The sequence below is a fragment of the Picosynechococcus sp. PCC 8807 genome, assembly GCF_001693295.1.
Taxonomy (GTDB): domain Bacteria; phylum Cyanobacteriota; class Cyanobacteriia; order Cyanobacteriales; family MRBY01; genus MRBY01.
Genome location: NZ_CP016483.1, coordinates 2,329,119 through 2,347,260, shown reverse-complemented (window position 1 = coordinate 2,347,260; position 18,142 = coordinate 2,329,119). Strand labels below are relative to the sequence as shown.

At 46.2% G+C, this 18,142-nt stretch carries 17 protein-coding genes, 1 tRNA gene and 2 pseudogenes; 5 read left to right on the top strand and 15 right to left on the bottom strand.

Annotated elements, in window-relative coordinates; all coding sequences use genetic code 11:
* Nucleotides 1-147: 147 nt before the first annotated feature.
* The 6 genes and pseudogenes from AWQ24_RS16730 to AWQ24_RS16755 all read right to left on the bottom strand — a co-directional run.
* Nucleotides 148-503: pseudogene (locus tag AWQ24_RS16730) on the bottom strand (zinc ribbon domain-containing protein); the annotation flags it as partial.
* A 26-nt stretch (nucleotides 504-529) separates the two neighbouring features.
* The gene (locus AWQ24_RS11430; protein ID WP_065716872.1) at nucleotides 530-2,968 is read right to left on the bottom strand and encodes a hypothetical protein; all 2,439 of its coding nucleotides are present in this window, start codon (nucleotides 2,966-2,968) and stop codon (nucleotides 530-532) included.
* A 43-nt stretch (nucleotides 2,969-3,011) separates the two neighbouring features.
* Nucleotides 3,012-4,130 carry a PilW family protein gene (locus tag AWQ24_RS11425; RefSeq protein WP_065716871.1) on the bottom strand — a complete coding sequence of 373 codons (1,119 nt, stop codon included), beginning with the start codon at nucleotides 4,128-4,130 and terminating at the stop codon, nucleotides 3,012-3,014.
* Entirely contained in the window at nucleotides 4,081-4,536 is a 456-nt protein-coding gene (locus AWQ24_RS11420; protein ID WP_065716870.1) for a prepilin-type N-terminal cleavage/methylation domain-containing protein, read from the bottom strand. Before AWQ24_RS11420 ends, AWQ24_RS11425 begins: the two co-directional genes overlap by 50 nt.
* Before the next feature lie 202 nt (nucleotides 4,537-4,738).
* On the bottom strand, nucleotides 4,739-5,869 hold the full coding sequence (locus tag AWQ24_RS11410) for a prepilin-type N-terminal cleavage/methylation domain-containing protein (RefSeq protein ID WP_065716868.1): 1,131 nt from the start codon (nucleotides 5,867-5,869) through the stop codon (nucleotides 4,739-4,741).
* 279 nt (nucleotides 5,870-6,148) lie between these two features.
* A pseudogene (locus tag AWQ24_RS16755) lies at nucleotides 6,149-6,293 on the bottom strand (IS5/IS1182 family transposase); the annotation flags it as partial.
* 49 nt (nucleotides 6,294-6,342) lie between these two features.
* Here AWQ24_RS16755 and AWQ24_RS11405 point away from each other — a divergent pair.
* A complete protein-coding gene (locus AWQ24_RS11405) occupies nucleotides 6,343-7,446 on the top strand; it encodes an aromatic ring-hydroxylating dioxygenase subunit alpha (protein ID WP_012307843.1) in 1,104 nt (367 codons plus the stop codon).
* Between the two features lie 9 nt (nucleotides 7,447-7,455).
* Here the strand turns inward: AWQ24_RS11405 and AWQ24_RS11400 are convergent, their stop codons facing one another.
* Nucleotides 7,456-7,848: an SHOCT domain-containing protein gene (locus AWQ24_RS11400; protein ID WP_012307842.1), complete on the bottom strand. Its 393-nt coding sequence runs from the start codon at nucleotides 7,846-7,848 to the stop codon at nucleotides 7,456-7,458.
* Nucleotides 7,849-7,970: 122 nt separating this feature from the next.
* Between AWQ24_RS11400 and AWQ24_RS11395 the strand changes: the two genes are divergently transcribed.
* Entirely contained in the window at nucleotides 7,971-8,288 is a 318-nt protein-coding gene (locus AWQ24_RS11395) for a DUF1825 family protein (protein ID WP_065717365.1), read from the top strand.
* A complete protein-coding gene (locus tag AWQ24_RS11390) occupies nucleotides 8,288-9,061 on the top strand; it encodes an HAD family hydrolase (RefSeq protein ID WP_065716867.1) in 774 nt (257 codons plus the stop codon). Before AWQ24_RS11395 ends, AWQ24_RS11390 begins: the two co-directional genes overlap by 1 nt.
* A gap of 3 nt (nucleotides 9,062-9,064) precedes the next feature.
* Here AWQ24_RS11390 and AWQ24_RS11385 read toward each other — a convergent pair whose 3' ends face one another.
* The 3 genes from AWQ24_RS11385 to AWQ24_RS11380 form a co-directional block, all read right to left on the bottom strand.
* Entirely contained in the window at nucleotides 9,065-9,838 is a 774-nt protein-coding gene (locus tag AWQ24_RS11385; protein ID WP_012307839.1) for an ABC transporter permease, read from the bottom strand.
* A 26-nt stretch (nucleotides 9,839-9,864) separates the two neighbouring features.
* Complete coding sequence (locus AWQ24_RS16455) at nucleotides 9,865-10,032, bottom strand: hypothetical protein (protein WP_012307838.1); 168 nt, start codon at nucleotides 10,030-10,032, stop codon at nucleotides 9,865-9,867.
* A 74-nt stretch (nucleotides 10,033-10,106) separates the two neighbouring features.
* Nucleotides 10,107-11,063 carry a ParA family protein gene (locus AWQ24_RS11380; RefSeq protein WP_065716866.1) on the bottom strand — a complete coding sequence of 319 codons (957 nt, stop codon included), beginning with the start codon at nucleotides 11,061-11,063 and terminating at the stop codon, nucleotides 10,107-10,109.
* A gap of 184 nt (nucleotides 11,064-11,247) precedes the next feature.
* On the opposite strand from AWQ24_RS11380, the gene AWQ24_RS11375 reads away from it, so the two are divergent.
* On the top strand, nucleotides 11,248-12,348 hold the full coding sequence (locus AWQ24_RS11375; protein WP_071932322.1) for an acyl-CoA dehydrogenase family protein: 1,101 nt from the start codon (nucleotides 11,248-11,250) through the stop codon (nucleotides 12,346-12,348).
* Nucleotides 12,328-12,399: transfer RNA gene (locus tag AWQ24_RS11370), tRNA-Gly, on the top strand. Before AWQ24_RS11375 ends, AWQ24_RS11370 begins: the two co-directional genes overlap by 21 nt.
* 170 nt (nucleotides 12,400-12,569) lie before the next feature.
* On the opposite strand, the gene AWQ24_RS11365 is transcribed toward AWQ24_RS11370, so the two are convergent.
* From AWQ24_RS11365 to AWQ24_RS11345, 5 genes are all read right to left on the bottom strand, one after another.
* The gene (locus AWQ24_RS11365; RefSeq protein WP_065716865.1) at nucleotides 12,570-13,613 is read right to left on the bottom strand and encodes a hypothetical protein; all 1,044 of its coding nucleotides are present in this window, start codon (nucleotides 13,611-13,613) and stop codon (nucleotides 12,570-12,572) included.
* Between the two features lie 100 nt (nucleotides 13,614-13,713).
* Nucleotides 13,714-14,547, bottom strand: a complete 834-nt coding sequence (locus AWQ24_RS11360) for a matrixin family metalloprotease (RefSeq protein WP_232318807.1) — start codon at nucleotides 14,545-14,547, stop codon at nucleotides 13,714-13,716.
* 7 nt (nucleotides 14,548-14,554) lie between these two features.
* A complete protein-coding gene (gene secG / locus AWQ24_RS11355; protein ID WP_062435414.1) occupies nucleotides 14,555-14,797 on the bottom strand; it encodes a preprotein translocase subunit SecG in 243 nt (80 codons plus the stop codon).
* A 59-nt stretch (nucleotides 14,798-14,856) separates the two neighbouring features.
* A complete protein-coding gene (gpmI, locus tag AWQ24_RS11350; protein WP_065716863.1) occupies nucleotides 14,857-16,434 on the bottom strand; it encodes a 2,3-bisphosphoglycerate-independent phosphoglycerate mutase in 1,578 nt (525 codons plus the stop codon).
* 157 nt (nucleotides 16,435-16,591) lie between these two features.
* The gene (locus AWQ24_RS11345; protein ID WP_065716862.1) at nucleotides 16,592-18,133 is read right to left on the bottom strand and encodes a Gldg family protein; all 1,542 of its coding nucleotides are present in this window, start codon (nucleotides 18,131-18,133) and stop codon (nucleotides 16,592-16,594) included.
* Between the last annotated feature and the right edge of the window lie 9 nt (nucleotides 18,134-18,142).

Below are 18,142 nucleotides of genomic sequence, written 5' to 3'. Positions count from 1 at the left end.
ACCTGGGGAAAGTTGTGGAAAAAATGAAATAGATTGGGGAAACCATGGGGAATCATTGGGGGAATTTTTGCGGGAAAAATAAGAATTGCAAATTTGTGAGGAAAGATGAATTTTGTCAGGATTTTTGTGTGAACTACCCGACGCTCATTACCGGGCAATAGAGCGCGGGCTTCCTGTTTCAACGGGAATCGCATCCAACAAAACAGACGTTTTACGGGTTGTCTTACATTCCCTCCATTCCCTCTATAGGCCGTATCGCTGGTTCCTAACGACAATACTTGTACTGAGTCCAGTCGAAGTATCCGCAAGCCTTCATTCTTGATATTGATTGCCACATTAACGTCTCGATCACGGCGGGTACCACACCCATCACCAGTCCAGGGCCCATACATCCAACGGTAAACTCTCTACCCGGTTTAGACACACATGGCAGGTCTTAGAACTGGGAAAAAGCGGTCAATCTCCAGATATGTTTTTCCCTCCCATTCCGCTTTGTACTTGATCTTGGGCAAATGGTTGATTGTTCCGTTTAGTCAAGATAACGTTCAAATGCAGACTGCTTAACGTGAATAAAACGTGGTGACAGAGGCGGCAAGGCACCATATTCGTTAAATGACGTATCGTATTCCCAGTCACGGTTAGGCGCACCATATAGCTGACTACTCCAAGTGCCAGAAACATACCTGGGTGTGCCCAAGCTTACAAAAGAGCCACGATATCTTAGTGTTCTACCACCCCAGTTTTCAGAAAAGCGTGGATAATTTTCTAAACCGCCGTTATAACCACTTGTCGCCGCAGAGTTGGTAATATCTGTATTCGCCAGGAAAGCGCTATTGATTTCGGTGTTCACTGCATTTGCTTTATTACCTCCAGGGTTATTAATATCAGGGTTACAGCCCCTACCAGAAACCTTATTGACCAGGCCATCTTGGTTTCGACAGGCTTCAGATAAGACATTAAGAGAGTCAGCTAATACACTGGCAGGCTGTTTATTCACAGTATTGTAGTTGCCTTGTACATAAACAGCTTGATCGCTGGCAAATGTCAAACCAGTGGGATTACGATTATTTGCGGTACTTGACAAAGCCATTAATTGTTCACCACCACTCAAAATAAAACCATAGGGGCTATCGGAGGTTTTCGCTTTCGAGTACTCATCTTGGTCAATTGTTCCATGGAAAACGAGTCCGCCTTCACTCTCATCTTGAGCGGCCAAGCCTAATTTTTGAAATGATTTATTAGGAGCACTATTATCAGGATCTGCGCGTTCAAATAGCAATTCATCTGCTTTTTCATATTGATCTAAATTGCCCTGATTATTGTTGAAATCCACATAAATACCATCACGATTCCACGCTGCCAAACTCTCAAAATCAAACTGTAACAATCTCATATCACGGCCTTCGCGGTCGTTATAGAAACGGTAAGTAGAATTATGACTGGAATTGTCTCGACCAATATCCCTAATTGGAGCCGGAAGGAAACAGCGTTGGCCTTGTTCAATATTATTTGAATCTTTGTAAGAAATGGCAGCAACTTGCTTTGGTGTCAAGTTGAACAATGTGTTTTGCTGCGATTGAGTAAGGCTTATCCCCAAACGAGTTTCTACTGTTGTTTTAAAAGCATTTTTTAGATTGCCTAAATCATTTATTTTAGAGTCAAGTTTAGAAAACTGAATTGGTTCAACTTGAGCGGCGATCGCCGTTTGTAACGATTCAATGATTTTGCCTTTTTCTTCATTATTACTGGTAATGGATGAAATATTTGGGCTAGAAAGAGCCGAACAATAGTCCGCATTTTTTAAATCATTTCCCAGCATTACTGGCTGTCGCAAACTTCGTAATTGTCCTTCTGTAAGGTCTCGATACGTCCCTGCGCTATCACGAACTTGAATTTCAAACGGAACTTTTTGCAAATAATTATTTGAACTCGTTGCTGCAGGTTTATATTCAATCCTCAAGTCTGCCTTCTGATAATAAGCGCCGGAAGTATCAAGAAATGAAGGAGAAGGAATAATAACAGGATCAACACCAACTTGTACTTGCGTTCCCCAAGCCGCTTGAACACGGTCTGGATCCATTGCGCTAGTAGTTTGGTTGGTACTGCCGGTGCCGTTGCGGAGGAGATTGAGCCAATTACCAGCCGCATCTCTAATTCGTACTCTGCCGTCAGGATAAGTATCATTATTATTTTTACGTCGATTGAATAAGCTGCCACCAACGGTTACTTGTTCAGGTAAGTTTAGTCCATTGTTGTTATTTGCCCCTAGATATAAACTGCCATTAGTATGTACGGGCCCTTGTAAGTTCATTGTTGGCCCTGGCAAGATTTCTAAGTCATTTGCATAAAAAGCAGCAAACTGAAACATTGGAATTAAGCGGCTTGTGATATCCATTTTCAGGCTTGCTCCGAGTTCTGAACTAGGCGCTGCTGTTTCTTTTGCGACTGAATGAATGGCAAAAGCATATTCCAACATACTGAGATTTTGGAATAGCTCACCCCTTGGTACGATTCCTGGACGTGGTTCTCCGCCATTTTTGGCGATGATATATGAAGCAGACTCAAAAGGTGATTGATCCCTCGAGCTTTGCCGAAATGTTTCAATCTCACATCCAAAGTCTCCCGAACCGTCATTATTAGAATTGTCATCTAAACAGGCTTCAACTGATTCTGGAGGTGCGCCACTCGGTGTGTTGTAACCTGTAAATGTTTGACGAATGCCCTCAACTCTCAAATTGAGGCTGGCTTCAGCAGCATAAAAGGCACTATTCGTATCAGCAGAGGCATTGGAACGGAATTTTTCGGTTTGAGTAATCCTTGCATAGGCAGTCAGCAAGGCTAGGGTTGATAAACAGATCACCAAAACAACAAAGAAAACATAACCATCTTCTTGCTGATTTTTTGTTTTTAGTGATTTACTTACAGTTGTAAAATTCAGAAAATAAACCAATTTTAAAAGCGTATTCATAGCTTGCTATTCCAGAAAATTATTGACTTAAAATATATGTAAATTAGTAATTAAAAATATTACGAGGAACAAAACTTCGCGATAATTGAAGCGCTTCACAATTGTTAGGGTCTTCACATCTTCTTTGTAGGGTTCTCGCCGCCGATGATTCAGGATCTACCTGTAAAGTTATTTCTATTGACCTAATCTGTGACCAAGAATAATCATTAGGAAGTTCTTCAGAGCAGTCATCATCACTGACTGGAGGAATGATTAAACAGTTGTATGTTTCATCTTCTTGTACAATTACAGCCTTTACTTCTAGCAGACTAATGTCGTTGGTAAGATTAAGTATATTTTCATTATCGTCATTAATGACTAACTGAAGAATATTATTTTCATCATCTATTTGATAGCGACGTTCTTCGATTAGATAAATGCGGCTACTACTGTCTGCATTGTAATCATTTTTCCAGGTGCCTTCGCTTCCATTTCCTAAAACAATGTACTCTAGATCTTCGGAATTTGTAACTTCATTATTATCTTCATCAAAAAGAAGTTCATTTTGATAGTCAAAAAATTCTCCTTTGCCATTGCCATTGTATATAAAAGCTCTTACTTTTCCGCCTTCAATTAGACGATAATTACGAATATTATCCCATCGATCTGGCCAACCATCATTATTAATGTCGGAGGCTAAAACTACTTCACATCCAGGAAAAGGAGTTTCATCGCCATTTTGATCAAGAATGACGATATCATCACGAGAACCAGCCTTAATATCTTGGCAAACAGGCATAGATGCAGGTAAAAGTTGGCGACGAATTACCAATTCAGTCGGATTTGTATCTAATAAAATAACAGGAAAATTTGGATCACTAGTAGTTAGTCCCTCACCGGCTTGTCGAACATCACCACCAATGGCATCCAAGGGAAGACGCAAAGCCTGTGTAATGTCTGAACGAGCTTTATCATTAACAAAAACTTGGCGATTAAGCAGACTACCAAAAAGGGCTAAGCTAACTACCAAAAAACCAATTGACAATCCTACTAAAAGTTCAGCCAGGGTAAAGCCATCTTTACTCTTTCGTTTCTGAAAAGTAAGTAGGTTGAGATAGAGTTTTAATGCGCTTTTATCGAAGGGCAGTGTAGACGGTTTCCACTGTATAAACTTTGTTTTCATTATATTCTACTTCTAGTAATATATATCTTATCGGATTACTGGGATCTTTCTCTATACTACAGTCAATGGAGCCATCATCTGTAGTTTCGATTTCTTTGGTGCATATGTATAAATTATAGTTATATTCTTTACCTAAACTCCTGCCTGGTTTATCTTCAACTTTTTTAGGAATACTGATGTCTGCCCGAATTGTGTCGAGTATTTGTTGAGATAATGAGACTGCACCAGTCCGAACTTCGCTGTCGATATTGCTTTTTTGTTGCGTGAAAAACAGAGGTGCAGAGACCGCAAAGATAATGGTAAAAACAGCTAGTGCAGCCATCGCTTCAATCAAAGAAAAACCTTTACTGCAGTGTTTCTTGAGTAAGAGCTGTTGATGTATTTTTACTGGATTATAGTTAAACATTTAAAAATCACCAACTAAATTTTTGAATAAAACACATGATTTACTAAATAAAACAGTATATGCTTTTTTGCTTTTATAAAAGATTTCAGCTTAGAAATAAACCAAGCAGAAAGTATGATTATGGCAAAAGTTCTGGTGCGTTTTAGATTCCCCAAAAAGCCAAGAATCACTAATTTAAATTTTGTTTTAAAATTTATCGATGTCAATTGATCCCCAGACATATTTCCTTCTGCTGCCCAGTAAGTGCATTACATGACGAGGCCTGGTTTCCTGCTTGGTTTTGAGAATTCGCTCCACCAGACTCACATTGAGACCGCTCCTGCCCAGTAAGTCCTTTACATGATGATGCTTGATTTTGAGAATTCGCTCCATCAGTTACTACATCAATAGTCATGATCCCTTGATCGATCTCCACTTCAAGTTCTGCTTCTGATGCTGTATCATTATTTTCTTCAGTCGATACTTCAATTGGTGTTTCTTCTTCGTTATTTTCTGGTGGATCCGAAGGAAGATCTGGGGAAGATTCAATAGTTTTTCCTTCCGATGCTTGAACTATGACTGAATCAATCATGCCTCCTTGAAAGACGATGACTTTCCAGACATTGTTGTTTTTTTCATTAGCTAGCGTGATTTCTAAATCTTCTTTGCTCACACCATCGCTGTCACTAATAGTGGCAATCCCACGACTATCAAAACAAAGCTCCCAATCATCGCCAAGATTGCTTTTCATGGCGATGTTATCGGAAAATTCTAGATCTTCATCAAAAAATGTACGGTCATTTCTCCAGGTTTTAAGAATGCCGATCTCTGCACCACTGTTTTGAACTGTGCCAAGGGGCTTACCGAGCGTTATTGTAGAAAGACGACTATCAGTGGTCAAAACAATATTTTCGTTTTCGTCACTGCCTATTGTGAGGTAGTCACCAGGTGCAAATCCTTGTACAGAAACAACTTTTAACTCCTGGGAAGTCGTTGTTGCATTTGCTGCAAGCTCAGTTGAACTCGTGTCACAGCTACGGGTGTCAGATGTTTCTACAAGTAGTAGGCGTTTGGGATCTTGGGGATCTGGACGAATTCTTAATGCTGAGGATACGGCGATCGCCCGTGACCGTGCCTGTGACAAAAGACCACTAACTTGATATGTTGCATTTTGTAGCGGATTATTAATCCACCTGATTATGGGCACCGCAATTACCGATAAAATACCAACTATGGAGAGAACAGTCAGCAATTCTATTAAAGTGAAACCTTGTTCCTTACTCTTCACATAAAGTTCCTCATCATTACGAGAAAAAATATAATAGGCGTGTTTCACAAGCAAGAAATCGTTCATGCGTACTAGACACTTGCCAGATTTTTATTTTTCCAAGCTCATCTTACCTAATAAAAAGATGTCTGAGAAAATATTGTAGGGATTAAGCCAAGTGGATATGTAAATTGATTTGCATAAGTGGTCAAATCAACATAACTTGTTCGTCGATATCACAGTAGGATCGCAGCCATCAATCTCTATCGGAGTCGTTTCAATAAGGTCTTTCAGGTGTTTGGCACGGTAGACTTGGTCGGGAAGAAGAGCATTACAGAGGATCTTCAGATAACCTAGGGCGTGTCATTAAATAAGCCAGATGATGTAAGAGACCATGTAAGCAGCACTGAAAAACGTCTCTGCTAGTTTTGTCATAACAGGTGGCAATCCCTCTGTATTGCTTCAGTTTGGCAAAGAAATTTACATACCCATACACCCTACGTCGCGTTTTTATCAGTTAAATTTTAGAATTAAAATATCCTCCGGTACTCCCCTTCCCCATGCACAATCGCCACCCCCAAGCCGTTGCTAGTTCGAATTCTGTGACCCCCCAAAAGCTTGATGTGCGCGCCTGTGGCATCAACAAAAACCATTGGTATGTGGCGGCTCGCAGTGCCGAGTTAACGGATCAGCCCTTGGGTTTTACCCTCTGGAATGAAGATTTTGTGCTCTACCGGGATCAAGCCGGTCAAGTCCAAGCCCTCGAAGACCGCTGTCCCCACCGCCAAGTGAAACTCAGTTCTGGCCAAGTGGTTGGGGATAACTTGGAATGTGCCTACCATGGCTGGCAGTTTGATGCGTCTGGAACCTGTGCCCATGTGCCCTATCTCGCGGAAAATCAAAAACGGCCTGCTTGTAAGATTCGCACCCTCCCCGTGCGGGAACAGGATGGTTTTATTTGGGTTTTTCCGGGGGATCCCGAACGTTTAACCGACGAAGCCATTCAACCGTTGCCGATTCCAGAATGGGAGCATTTAAACTACATCGTCAGCGTCACAACCATTGACTGTGAGGGACATTTTTCCTATCTCATTGAAAACTTGATGGATATGTACCACGGTCACCTCCACGACAATTACCAAGCGTGGGCCTCGGCAAAGTTAGAGGATATCCAGGTGACTGAGCAGCGGGTAGATGCCCACTACGAAGCCCAGAGCTATTACAAAATTGATAAGATTTGGTCGATCTCCCAATTGTTTTTTCCGGCCCTGCGCAAGCTGCACCCGGAACCGTTGGATGTGAGCTATGTTTACCCCAACTGGAGCGCGACTTTGGGGAATGATTTTAAGATTATGTGCTTGTTTTGTCCGACCCACAGCAGCCGCACCCGTGCTTATCTATTGCATTTCACTTCCCTCAATGCCTTTTGGCGACTCCATAAGCTACCTGTGCCGTTTCGCCGTTGGGTAAAGGATCTCTGTTTCAATGCGGCAAAGGGGTTACTCGACGGCCTTGTGGAACAGGATGTGTTGATGATCGAGCAGGAGCAAAGGGCTTATCTGGAAAATCCCCAACGCCAAAATGTAGAACTGAACCGAGCATTGATGGCGGTGCAACGATTGATTAAACAACAGGCGATCGCCCAAGATCAGACCAGTGCTTAATTCAAGTGCTTAACTCAGTAGCTGGCGACGTTTTTGCTCAAATTCATATTCGGTGATCAAACCTTCCACCCGGAGTTTTTCGAGTTCCCGGAGCGCTTCGGCAATGGCAGCAGTTTGTTGGACAGCGGCGATCGCCTGGTCAGACGCTGGAGCTTTTGTTAAACCAAACCGGGCTTGGAACGAGTCAAAATCTTGCAGTAGGTACCAGACCGCTTCGATGGCACAGGCAATTTGGGGGATCGGCGTTGACCAGAGGAGAATATACACAACGCCCCAGACTGGTTGCCCGACATAAAATTTGTGGACGCCGGAGAGAGGCGTTACCGAACCAAGGAGGGCGAGACCGACAGCAACTTTTCGGTCTTTGGGCTGGGTCAAAAATTTGGCGATCGCCTGTTTCATGGCATTTAGATGTGGAAAACCATACTTTGCGACGGGAAATGCCTCCACTAAAATTTAAGGAAGACACTCACCCCCTATGGTAGAGCAACTTATCCAAGCCGCAGCAGTGCATAGGAGTAATGATGGGATTTTTTGATTCAGAAATTGTCCAGCAAGAAGCCAAAACTTTATTTGAAGACTACCAAAACTTAGTCCAACTCGGCGGTGACTTTGGTAAGTTCGACCGAGAAGGCAAAAAAATGTACATCGACCAGATGGAAAGCGTCATGGATCGCTACAAAATTTTCATGAAACGCTTTGAACTCTCCGATGACTTTATGGCCCAAATGGCCGTTGAGCAGATGAAAACCCAGCTTGGTCAGTTTGGCATGACCCCCCAACAAATGTTTGACCAGATGAATCTGACCCTCGAACGCATGAAAGCCCAAATCCCTGACTAATGGCAGCAAAAACAATTATCGCCTTTGACTTCGACGGGGTAATCTGTGACGGGCGTCCTGAATATTTCCATTCCGCTTCGCTTGGCTACCAAAAGATTTGGCCGGACGAACCCATAACCCCAACGGCAACCTTGCAGGGGAGTTTCAATGATCTACGCCCTCTGATCGAAACAGGTTGGGAAATGATTATTCTTTTGCGGGCGCTGCAGCAGGGCATTCCCACAGTTCAACTTTGGCAAGCATGGTCGGATATTGTTCAACGAACTCTACAGCAGGAAAATCTCAGTGCTACCCAGTTAATGGAAGCTCTTGATCAGGTGCGCGATCGCCAACTGCAAACCCAATTAGACCAATGGCTGGGGCGACATTATTTTTATCCGGGAATGGTGGCTTTACTGCAAAATTTATTGCAGCAAAATGACGTAACGCCTTACATCATCACGACGAAGGAAGCCCGGTTTACGCGACAGTTACTCCAGCACCAAAACGTCGATTTCCCGGCGTCCCAGATTTTTGGCAAAGAGCAAAAACAGCCCAAAACCACTACTTTAAAACAATTGCTTTCTCCAGAGGTAGAGACTTTTTTATTTATTGAAGATCGCCTCAAAACCTTAGAAAAAGTCCAACAGCAACCTGAATTAAGTACCTTGCAACTGTTTCTCGCGGACTGGGGTTATAACACCGCCCCTGAGCGATCTAGCGCCACACAGCAGGGGATTCCCGTCGTAAATTTGTCCCAATGGGTTCAAGCTGTCACTGAAAAAATTTCTTAAAGTCTACAATTGCCGTTCCACTTGGATCATCCGCCGATAGGACAGCCAGCCGCCCCCAATCATCGCCAAGGCAAAAATGCCCAAAAACCACAGATGATTGGCGATCGCCCCGATAGTTTCCCCCTCAGCCCAAAGACCCACCAAAGCTTCATTCATGTGAAAAATCGGATTGTATTGGGCCGCATTGAGCAAAGCCTCCGGGAAGAGGGAAGTCGGTAAAAAAGCACCGCCAAGGATCAATAACGGCACGCCGAAGGTCGCGACTAAAGCGTTCACATCCTCGGTGCGTTTCGCCAGTTGAGTTCCCAGAATAAAGCCAACCCCCACATAGGCGATGATACTCAGGAAAATAATCCCAATGCCCACCAGCACCGACCCCGTGAAGGTCGCCCCCACAAAAATGGCGATCGCAAAGACCAATAGTGCTTGACCAATCCCAATCAAACAATGGGCCAGGAAAATTCCTAAAAAATAGGCCGTCCCACTCAACGGAGAAATAAATAAACGCTTGAGGGTGTGCTGTTCCCGTTCCGAAACCACCGTTGCAATACTCCCCCCCAAGCAGCTAAAAAATAAAGCTGCTCCTACCAGCGTTGAGGGGGCGGCAAATTCCATGGCTTCAGCCAAGCTCAAACCTGCCCGCTCCGCCAAAATAAATCCATTGAGGAACAGGAGAGATACCGGAAATAAAATCCAAAAAATTAAGCTCCGTCGCCGCCGCCACAACTCCAGTAAGATTCTTTGGCTCACGGCGATCGTTTCGTACCAATATTTCATCCGTAAAGGTGCCTAGCGATCATGGCCTACAGGGTTTGATCCAACTCCGCAATCAATTCATCTAATTCTTCAAGGGCTTGGTTAACATCGAGCCGCAGAGTGCCAATATTCGGATTTTCAAGCAGCTTGAGTAATACTGTTCGTTTACCTTTGATCGCGTCAATTTTTGTTTTGAGTACAGCCAGATCTGTCATAGCACTTCAAGATTTGTAGGAATAAATACTATCCGCTAAAGACCATACCCCAAAAAATGGGAGCTTGCCCAGGTCTATTCGATATCCGCGAGGTTAATTCGAGAAGGACGCTGCTCTGCGAGGCCCCCTGCTTCCTTGAGTTTCGCCAGGAACTCTTCTGTGAGTTTCATAAATGCCTTCGCTCCAGCCGTATTTGGCATCGAAACAACGACTGGCTGAAATGTATCCAGGGCCTTGGCGACATTCACATCCATGGGAATTTTGTATTTAAAAATTTGCGTACTGGTAAAGTCATCACTAACCCGTTTCATCACTTGGTTATAGTAGCGATTGAGCAGGCTCCCACCAGAAAGAATAAAAACGATGCCCAATAGATCTAATTTAATCGGATCGATATTTCTAGGGTCAGTATCCTGATGGCTATCCCGTAAGGCACGGATTCGCCGTTGCAGTAGTTGAATTCCCACCACAGACAAAGGTTCGGGGCGGGCAGGCAAAATATAAAAATCGCTGGCGGCCAATCCACTCCGGGTTACCAGGTTATAGCCGGGGGCACAGTCCATAATGATGAAATCATATTTATCCATTACCGGGGCCAGGATCTTACGAATTAAGACCAGCTCAAAATTGTTCCAGATGGCTTGAAAGTCTAGGCTGGGATCTTTATGGGCTTTTTGGTGCAGCATCTCCGAGACGAGATATTCGTCATAAAGCTCAATGTCACCGGGAAGGAGGTCTAGGCCCTGGACGTTGGCAATGTAAGGGCAAATGATGTCGTTGATGTCCAGGCTTTGTTGGAGGGTCGGCTTGATGGCCATTTCGATGAGATGGCTAATGGTACGGCGGCCTTTGCGGATCCGGGCAAAATCCTGGGGGGGCATCAAACTGAGGGTGGCACTAATCTGGGAGTCGAGATCAACAACAAGTACGCGTTTTTTGTGGTGGCGGGCAAGGCAGGCGGCGAGGTTGACGGTGAGGGTGGTTTTACCAACGCCCCCTTTCATGTTGACGGTACTAATGATGAGTGCCATAGGAACCTGGGAAATAGGTGGTTGGGTGAGTGGATTGACGGGGAAGTTAAGGGTGTTAGGTTAAGATTTTTAGTTATTGTACCGCCATCTTCTAGTTTCCTTTGGGAATTAGGGCAACCGCAAAATTGAGGATGCTAATGGTCAGGGACTCTGTAAAAAAGTAGGGTTAAATTATTTTTGATCAATGGGTCAGTTTACCTGGGAAAATTTAGCAGAATATCTCCGTTTATCGATTGCGCCCCAGGCGGAAAAGCTGGATCAAGATCCCCTTGCTCTCGGTCGAGCCCTTGATGATCTAGGCGATCGCCACCTCCTGGCGCTCCGGGTGCCCGAAAATTTAGGGGGTTCTGGGCTGAGTACGGTGGAATATTACCAAGCTACGGTAGCGATGGCGGCGGCTTCGGGAGCTTTAGCTTTTCTGCAAACCCAACACCAGAGTGCGGCCAGTCGCATTGCCCGGTTCGGCAACTCTGAGCAGCAACGATTATTACCCCAAATGGCCAGGGGAGATGTGCAAATTGGTGTGGGCTTTTCCCATCTCCGGCGGCGGGGCGAACCGGCAGTACAGGCGATGCCCCAGGGTGATCGTTATTGCTTAACGGGGACGATTCCTTGGGTGACAGGCTATGGTTTTTTTCAACAGGCGATCGCCGGAGCCACATTACCCGACGGCTCAGAATGGTATGGTCTGATTCCCCTTGAAACGTGCCAACAGTCGGAGCAGGGAGAGATTTTTTGTAGTCAACCCCTCCCCCTCGCCGCCATGGGAGTGAGCCAAACGGTGGCGGTCAAACTCCAAAATTGGTTAGTTCCTACCACAGATGTTCTGGTAATCCAGCCTCCCGGCACGATTCACAAAGGCGATCGCCAACAGGTCTTGCACCATGGCTTTTTCGCCCTCGGTTGCGCGCGCGGGGTGCTCGATTGGTTGGTAACGACTGAATGTGATGATTTAGCGGCCCTAGAAGATCATTGGCAGACACTCCATGACCAATTGTTTCGTGCCATTGAAGAACTCCAAACAGAAAGTTTCCAAACCCAATTAGCGTTGCGTCTAAGCGTGATCCAAATGGCCCAAACCTTCGCCCAAATTGCCCTTACTTGGTCCGGGGGAGCAGGAAATTTACTCACCAGTCCGGCCCAACGTCTTTATCGCGAAGCAATGATGTACAGCATCTTTGGTCAAACCCAGGCCATTCGCGCCGCCATGGTCAAAAGCTTGCTACCGGGAAAAAGTTCAGGATATACTGTTAAATCGAATTACGCGGGTGTAGTTCAGTGGTAGAACGTCAGCTTCCCAAGCTGAATGTCGTCGGTTCGAGTCCGATCATCCGCTTTGACTTAGAAAATCAAGATTATTTCCCAGGATTAAAATTGAGTGGTTTTGCTCCATTCAGTTTGGAACAATTATCAGCCTACCCTAAACATCCGAAAAGATTCCCAGCAGATTATTGAATCCACTGGGAACTGAAATTTTGAGATCATCTAAGGACAAAAATTCGCCTTTTAGTATTTACGCCAACGGTTGAGATAGAATTCACCGATGCTGGCAACGCCTGTCGTTTGGTGAGTCTGGGCTTCTAAGGCGCGGAGGCGATCGCCTTGCAATTTGTATTGTTGCTGCAAATCCGCATGGGCCTGTTTCAGACTGGCGATCGCCTGGGCTTGGTCAGCTTGGGCGGCTATTTGTGCTCGACTAGACTGTAGCGCCTGTTCGAGTTGAGCGATCGCCTGGCGTTGCTGGGTCATTTGGCTTTGTAACGTTGCCTCAGCGGTACTGGCTGCCTGGAGTTGCTGTTGCAGTGTTGCTGTTTCTTGTTGCAGAGCCGTAAGGCGTTCCTGAAGTTGGGTTTGTTCAGTTTGGGCTTGTTGTGCCGCTACCCCCTGTTGCTGGAGTTGAGCAATCTCTGCTTTCTGAGATTCAAGGGTTTGAACAAGGGTTTTGTTTTCCCCTTGAATTGTTTCAAACTGGGTCGTTACTTGGTCAAGTTCTTGTTGTAATGCTTTATTTTTTTCGTTGGTTACAGCAAGATTTTTTGCTGATTCATTTAACTGTTTTGTTAAGTCTTGAACCTGATTTTTTTGCTCAGCAATTTGCTTTTCGAGGGTCGCAATTTTTGGAGACTGATCGGTGACCGCCGGGGCTGATTTTTCGGCAGTATTGGGACGAGCCACTGGCCGTTTAAGGGGAGGAGAAGCCTCTGCTAATTTAGCTTCTAGATCGGCAATGATCTTCGCTTGAGAGGCAACTTTTTCTGCTAATTCTGCATCGGGATCAGGGGCCGTTGGTGCGTTATTAGCGGCAGTGGTTTCGGCCAAATCTACTTGTACTTTTGCGGTGTCTTCGGCCTCGTTTTCAACGGACACCAAAAGATTCTTTTCTGCTTCCGGTGCCGTGATTGAGACAGTACCCGCCATTAGATTCTCGACAAAGGCAGACCGGGAAAAGCCAGATTTTTGAGCCATTTCTGCAAGGCGATCGATGGCTTGGGACGTAAGGGATAGGGTAACAGCATTTTTGCCAGTGGTCTTACGTTTCTTTTTTGCCATGTAGATTGCCTCAAAATTTTCTCTAGCCTTTAACTATAGGATAGGCATCTGCCCACTGTAAAGTCAGAAAAAGCCTTCATAATACTTCACAAAAGAAATCTTATTGACCTTCTTTAAGGCTGTGGGGATCAGCGAGTTTTTTATTGGCAAAAGGAGGCATTGGCCAACCTAAGCGGGTTGGTTGTTGGTAAATTTTGCGGAGGGTATTGATATCAGCGGCAGAGATCCTTGCTTGGGTGCCCATTTGTCTTGGAAAAAGTGCATCTGCAGCATTGGGACTATGACCCCAAATACCAAGGGCATGGCCCAATTCATGGCAGGCGGTGTTTTGGGTGGCGATCGCCCCTTGGTGATCATTCAGCAGAATAGTCATGCGGTGACGGAGGATATTTTGGTCATCGATGTAAAATTCGTAGCGAGTTTCGGCATTGCGGCCCAAGGAATAACGAATTTCGCCTGTTTCTGGGTCGGTCTCCCTTTGAATTGGGGGAGCTTGGCGCTGAATGATGATATCCGCAGTCTCTATTGTTTCTACAGTTAACAACGGTATGTATGCTTGCCATTGGGCGATCGCCGCAAAAGTAGCCCGTTGCCATTGCTGTTGACGTTGTTGGGCCGCTGGACTGACAGTGAGATCAAGGGGAGCCACATATACCTTCACTGGAAATTCCGACCAGATCAAATGACCCAGGGGAGAAGGGGTGACGGCCTCAAAGTAATCTGCCGCAGTTATCGGGTCTGGTGTCCCTTGGAGTACTTCTGGCAAAGGATGAATTTGGGCTTGGGGTAACCGCGTGAGTAATTCTGGGCCTAAACCATAGCTGCCCCACTGAATCCCTAAGGCGATCGCCAGGCCCCCAAGGAGACCAAACCAAAAACGCCACCCCCAAAGGTGACGCCGCCAAGCACGAAAAATATCGTCCAACCTAGCCAAAAGAATCCTATTGACCAACGACTGGTGTTAACCAACCCGCACTCAGAATGACTGTCAAGCTCATAAAGGTAATGCACAAAATCCAAGTGGCACGGTTGAGAGCTGTTTCGGCACTTTTTGTACTGGTAAACATCTGCGCCTGACCGCCAATGCCCCCTAAACCGTCTCCCTTGGGGCTATGGAGTAAGACCAGAAGCACAAGGCCAACAGCGGAGACCATCCACACAATTTGCAAAATAGATTCCAACATAGATCAATGACGAACGAATAAATGTTTGATTTCAGCGGGGAAACTTTAGGATAACCGATTTATCGACGTCGGGTCACGGCATAGGGGGCCGGAGCAATGAGAGACTGACCCGTCATTTCCTGTGGTTTGTCAATGCCAAGAATATCGAGGATCGTCGGGGCGACATCTGCTAAACAGCCATTTTCCCGCAACACCACATCAGCACCATGGCCAACTACCTTACGGCGTTCCCCTTCAATCAAGATAAAGGGCACAGGGTTAGTTGTGTGCGCTGTCCAAGACTTCCCATTTTGATCGGCCATATATTCTGCATTGCCGTGATCAGCGGTGATTAATGTCGTGCCGCCCATTTTGCCGATGGTTGCCACCAAACGACCTAAACAATGATCAACGGTCTCAATGGCCTGTACCGCCGCTTCAAGTTTTCCAGTATGGCCGACCATGTCCGGATTGGCATAATTAATCACCACCAGACTATAAATACCTTTTTCGATGGCTTGGCAGGCCGCATCCGTCACTGCTTTAGCGGACATTTCTGGCTTTTGGTCGTAGGTCGCCACCTGGGGGCTAGAAATTAACTCTCGGTCTTCTCCTTCGAAGGCAACCTCTAAGCCACCATTAAAGAAATAAGTAACATGGGGATATTTTTCTGTTTCTGCGGTGCGGAATTGCTTCAGGCCATTGTCCGCAATCACTTCCCCAAGGATTTTCGTCAGGTTTTGGGGTGCAAAGGCGACCTGTACGGGCAAATTGGCGTCGTATTGAGTAAAGGTGACAAAATTGAGATCCGGAATCAGTTCCCGCTCAAACCCTTGGAAATTCTTATCTACTAGGGCATAGGAGAGTTGGCGGGCACGGTCGGGTCGGAAATTGTAGAAAATCACCCCATCGCCTGGTTCAATGGCGCCTTCTTTAAGACGCACGGGCGGGATAAATTCATCGGTCACACCGTTGTCGTAGTGGCTTTGGAGAATCTCGGCGAAGGAACGTTGGTCGAGATTAACGTTTTGGGTCATCACGTCATAGGCTTGCTTGACGCGATCCCAGCGGCGATCGCGATCCATGGCAAAGTAGCGGCCACTGATCGTCGAGATCGAGCCGACCCCAAATTTATCGATGTGCGCTTGGATCTGTTGGAGGTAATTAATCCCTTCGGTGGTGTTGGTGTCGCGCCCGTCGGTAATGGCATGGATATGGACATCGGCAATGCCGTTAACCTTGGCTAGGTCTAACAAACCGAGGAGATGATTGAGATGGGAGTGGACACCACCATCTGAGCAAAGACCGATAAGGTGTAATTTTTTTCCGGATTGGCGGGTTTCTCGGCAAACTTTAACGAGGACGTCATTGCGGAGGAAGGAACCGTCTTCAATGGCATCGGAAATACGCACCAGTTCCTGAGGGACGACACGTCCTGCCCCAAGGTTTAAGTGACCGACTTCAGAATTCCCCATTTGGCCATCTGGCAGCCCCACCCTTTTTCCGGATGTATGAATTAATGTCGAAGGGTATGTAGCGAAAAAGGCATCGACATTTGGTGTATTGGCAGCCGCAATGGCATTTGCGTTAGCTTCTTGACGGTAGCCCCAGCCATCTAAGATTACGAGCACCACTGGGGATACAGGTGCGTTCGCCATGATGAATTCTTTCCTCTATTGTGGGTGTCTGTACGGGGGAATGCAAATCGATAATATCACTTTCTGTAATTTAGACTATCATTCCCGAAAATTAATAATGTTTTAATGTTGTTTTCTCAAAGTTTACGTAAATTTATCGGTCATCTCACATATTTTTCTAACGGCGTCGCCAAAGGCAAAAGATTGCGCCGCCTAAACCACCAAGGGGAAATAGGATGGGGGCAAACCAGGCAAGGGTTGCAATTTGCCAACGACGGAGATTTAGACGTCGCTCTTGGGGGGTTCTCGGTTGGATTGCGAGGGGCACCTCTTCCGTTTGGGCCAGCCAATTCACGGTATTGAGCAAGAGGTCGCTGTTTAGGTATTGTTCTAGCCAACCATTGGTTACAAAGGTGGTGTTACCAATTGCCACAAGGCGAGTTGCCTTCATTGTAGCTTGGGAATCTATTTTTTCCAAAGCCCAGCCAAAGGTCAGGGGGCCGGGGCGATCGCCTGGGGGGTCAAAGGTCGGATCCGGGATTTCGGGTTGGCTTTCAGCCCAGGTCTGGTCATCGGTACGGAGAATTGCGGTGGCGGCGATCGCCTCTGTGGTGTCGCTGAAAATGGGGCGCACCGCTTGATAGATGGAGTTTTGTCCAGCAAGGGCCGTGGTGATCGGATGGTCGCCGTATTGATTGAGGACAAGGGTCGATTGTCCTAAACCGAGGAAGTCCGCCCGGTTCCCTTGGTCGAGAATAAGCCGTTGATCGAGGCTGAGGCCCCACTTGTCCAGGAGCGAATTTAACTGGGGGTCTGTCTGGGGATCAAGCAGAAGGAGGAGACTTTGGTTATTCGCGAGGGCAGTTTCCAAGAGGGCAACTTCCCCTGGGAGAAATGGCGTTTGGGGGCCAATGACTGCAATCAGATCGGCATCTGGGGGAATCGTAGGCGTTTGGGTGAAATTCAAAGGAGAGACTATATAACCTTGGGTGGCCAAAAGTTGGGCCATTTGCCCTAGCCCTCCGGGAATTTGGTCGAGGGGCGGTTCGCCGTGGCCTTGGAGGACGTAGAGGTGGGGTTGGCGATCGCCTTGGATTTGCAGAATGCTATTGGTCAGTTGGCTTTCTGTGAGGGGTTCCCCCTGGGCTAAAACTTTCAGCAGTTGGGTTTTATCGCCATACTCAAGGTGGACTTCGCCGCGACTCTCGACCTGGAATCGCTGTACTGCGTCAAGATTACGGTCTGGATCGACAAAAACATAGCGAAAATTATTGGGATTGAGCCGTTGATAATTGTCTAAAAAGGGCTTTAAATTCGCATCGTCCGTTTCTTGGAAGAGCCACAGGGTTAGAGGTTGAGATAGATTTTGCAGCACCCCTTGGGTTTGGCTAGAGAGGGTGTGGATTTGGTTTTCTGTGAGGTCAATGCGGAGGGGAATCTGGATAGCTAAAAAATTCGTCAGACCAAAAATGAGCAAAATGGCGATCGCCCCCACAACCCCATTTGTCCCCATCTGGGTAGATCGCTTGCGCCAGAACCGTTGCAGCCCCGTTCCCAAACCTGGAAAATGACTGATCCCCCAACCCAACAACAATAACCCAACCAGAATCAAGCCATAGGCGAAGCCTTCTCCCGTGGCCCCTAGAACGACAGCGCCCGCGACCACCAGAGCCAAGCCTAACCAAATGAAATATCGTGAAAATCGTTGCTGTGGAAACATGATGCTCTG